We start from the raw sequence: 3195 nt of genomic DNA on the forward strand, positions 1-3195 counted from the left end.
CGGCCACCTCGCCAAAGCCATCCACGTTCTTCACAACCGCGAGGCCGCCATCGCCGCGTGATGGAAAAGACTCACTGTCCGAGTTAAGGAAACATCGTACCCGGCAGGCGAGTGCCTTTGCCTTTTAGGACCAAGAGAACAGGGCGATCAATTGATGTAGCAGTAGATCCATCTGGTTGCAGTCTTGGTTGGCTATGAAGGTGAAAACCGGTTTTGTCCGTGCTTTGATGTAGATCATGCGGCGAGCAGGTGGTCTGTGGTGAGGGTCCTGTCGGGACGGTATGAACTACTGAAGCCTCTGGGTCGGGGCGGCATGGGGGTGGTACACCAGGCCCGCGACCGAGAGCTGGAGCGGATTGTGGCGGTCAAGGTACTCCCCACCGAGTTGCTGCGCAGTGGGGACTTCCGGGCACGGTTCCGTCGTGAGGCGCGGGCCGCGGCGAGCCTGTCGCATCCGAACATCGCGGTCGTCCACGACATCGGCGAGGATACCGACGACGAGGAGCCGGTCCCGTATCTGGTGATGGAGCTGGTAAAGGGCGCAACGCTAGCGGAGCTGATGCGGAGGGAGCCGCCGACACCACGGGAAACCGGGCAGATCATCTCGGCGGTGTTGGAGGCGTTGGAGCACAGCCACGGGCGAAAGGTGGTGCACCGCGACATCAAGCCCGCCAACATCATGGTCCACCGCGCCGATGGGCGGGTGCGGGTGAAGGTGATGGACTTCGGAATCGCCCGGCTCCTGTCGCAGACGGCCACCCGGCTGACCGCGACTGGGGTTGTGATCGGCACGCCGTCCTACATGTCGCCCGAGCAGGCCGAAGGCAGGCCCGCCGATGAGCGTTCGGACCTGTACTCCACCGGGTGCGTCCTGTACGAGATGCTCACCGGTCGGCCGCCCTTCACTGGGGACTCGCCCACCGCTGTCCTCTTCCAGCATCTCCAGAAAACCCCGAATCCGCCTTCCCAGATCAACTCCGCCTTGGTGCCGTTCTGGGACGAGGTGATCACAAATGCGCTGGCCAAGGATCCGCGAGACCGCTACCCGGACGCTGCTTCGATGAGGCAGACCATCGAGACAGGCTTGGTCGCCCTCGAAGCCTTGATACCGCCTCCGGCTCCGCCCCCCGTGCTCGAACTCTCCACCCTGTTCGACACTCCGCCCCCCGACACGATGCCGCCCGGACGTGCTTCCCACCGGCCCGACCCCTCTGCCCCTGTGGAGCGGCCTCTACCCGGCGCCTCACGTTCCGATCCGCCTGCGAGCCGTCGTCATCGGCATCTCACCCGCCGCAACATCCTCATCGCCATAGCCGCCGCCGGTGCGGTCACCGCAGTCCCGATCTACCTCCGCACCCCCGACCCGGACCTCGTCCACCCCAACGAGGTCACTTCGGTGGCGTTCAGTCCCGACGGCAAGACCCTGGCCACCGGCAGTTCGGACGGCAAGGTCTGGTTGTGGGGGGTGGCCACCCGCACCCCGATCGGCAAACCCCTTACCGCCCACACCAGCTGGATCACTTCGGTGGCGTTCAGTCCCGACGGCAAGACCCTGGCCACCGGCAGCAATGACGAGACAGTGCGGTTGTGGGGGGTGGCCACCCGCACCCCGATCGGCAAACCCCTTACCGCCCACACCAGCTGGATCACTTCGGTGGCGTTCAGTCCCGACGGCAAGACCCTGGCCACCGGCAGCAATGACGAGACAGTGCGGTTGTGGGGGGTGGCCACCCGCACCCCGATCGGCAAACCCCTTACCGCCCACACCGGTAAAGTCACTTCGGTGGCGTTCAGTCCCGACGGCAAGACCCTGGCCACCGGCAGTTTGGACGGCAAGGTCTGGTTGTGGAATGTGAGCACCCGCACCCCGATCGGCAAACCCCTTACCGCCCACACCAGCTGGATCACTTCGGTGGCGTTCAGTCCCGACGGCAAAACCCTGGCCACCGGCATCTGGAGTATTACGGGTGTCACCGGGAATTGGGATAGCAAGGTGCGGTTGTGGGATGTGAGCACCCGCACCCCGATCGGCAAACCCTTTACCGGCCATATCCACGAAATCACTTCAGTGGCGTTCAGTCCCGACGGCAAGACCCTGGCCACTAGCGGCTGGGCTAGCACGATATGGTTGTGGGATATGACCACCCACAACCATATTCGCAGACCCCTCACTGGCCACACTAGCCGGGTCACTTCGGTGGCGTTCAGCCCCGACGGGAAAATTCTCGCCACCGGCAGTAACGATAAGAGGGTGCGGTTGTGGGAGCTCTGAACAGGCCAGCTGTCAGAGGTGAGGTTCCCCCTCTCGGTGGTCAGGTTCATGGCCGCCACAACCGCACCGTCTTGTCTTCACTGCCGGTGGCCAGAGTCTTGCCGTCGGGGCTGAACGCCACCGAGCGGATCCAATCGGTATGGCCGATGAGAGGCCGGCCGATCTGCTTACGGGTGGCCGCGTCCCACAACCACACCATCGCATCACTGCTGGTGGCGAGGGTCTTGCCGTCGGGACTGAATGCCACCGAGGCAACGCTTTCGGTGTGACTAGTGAGAGGCCGGCCGATCTGCTTACGGGTGGCTGCGTCCCACAACCACACCGTCTTGTCGCCACTGCCGGTGGCCAGAGTCTTGCCGTCGGGGCTGAACGCCACCGAGCGGATCCAATCGGTATGGCCGATGAGAGGCCGGCCGATCTGCTTACGGGTGGCCGCGTCCCACAACCACACCATCGCATCACTGCTGGTGGCGAGGGTCTTGCCGTCGGGACTGAATGCCACCGAGGCAACGCTTTCGGTGTGACTAGTGAGAGGCCGGCCGATCTGCTTACGGGTGGCTGCGTCCCACAACCACACCGTCTTGTCGCCACTGCCGGTGGCCAGAGTCTTGCCGTCGGGACTGAACGCCACCGAGCGGATCCAATCGGTATGGCCGATGAGGGGCTGGCCGATCTGCTTACGGGTGGCTGCGTCCCACAACCGCACCGTCTTGTCTTCACTGCCGGTGGCCAGAGTCTTGCCGTCGGGACTGAACGCCACCGAGAGGACGAAATCGGTATGGCCGATGAGGGGCTGGCCGATCTGCTTACGGGTGGCTGCGTCCCACAACCGCACCGTCTTGTCGCCACTGCCGGTGGCCAGAGTCTTGCCGTCGGGACTGAACGCCACCGAGAGGACGAAATCGGTATGGCCGATGAGGGGC

2 protein-coding genes are annotated in these 3195 nt (G+C 64.3%); one reads left to right on the forward strand and one right to left on the reverse strand.

What is annotated here, in order from left to right; genetic code table 11:
* The first annotated feature begins 259 nt into the window (after positions 1 to 259).
* On the forward strand, positions 260 to 2272 hold the full coding sequence (locus tag ABD140_RS38120) for a protein kinase domain-containing protein (protein ID WP_344247601.1): 2013 nt from the start codon (positions 260 to 262) through the stop codon (positions 2270 to 2272).
* A 46-nt stretch (positions 2273 to 2318) separates the two neighbouring features.
* Here the strand turns inward: ABD140_RS38120 and ABD140_RS38125 are convergent.
* Positions 2319 to 3195, reverse strand: an 877-nt coding sequence (locus ABD140_RS38125) for a WD40 repeat domain-containing protein (protein ID WP_344247603.1), incomplete at its 5' end; no start/stop codon positions are given.

It is taken from the genome of Actinocorallia libanotica (assembly GCF_039525175.1).
Classification (GTDB): Bacteria; Actinomycetota; Actinomycetes; order Streptosporangiales; family Streptosporangiaceae; genus Actinocorallia; species Actinocorallia libanotica.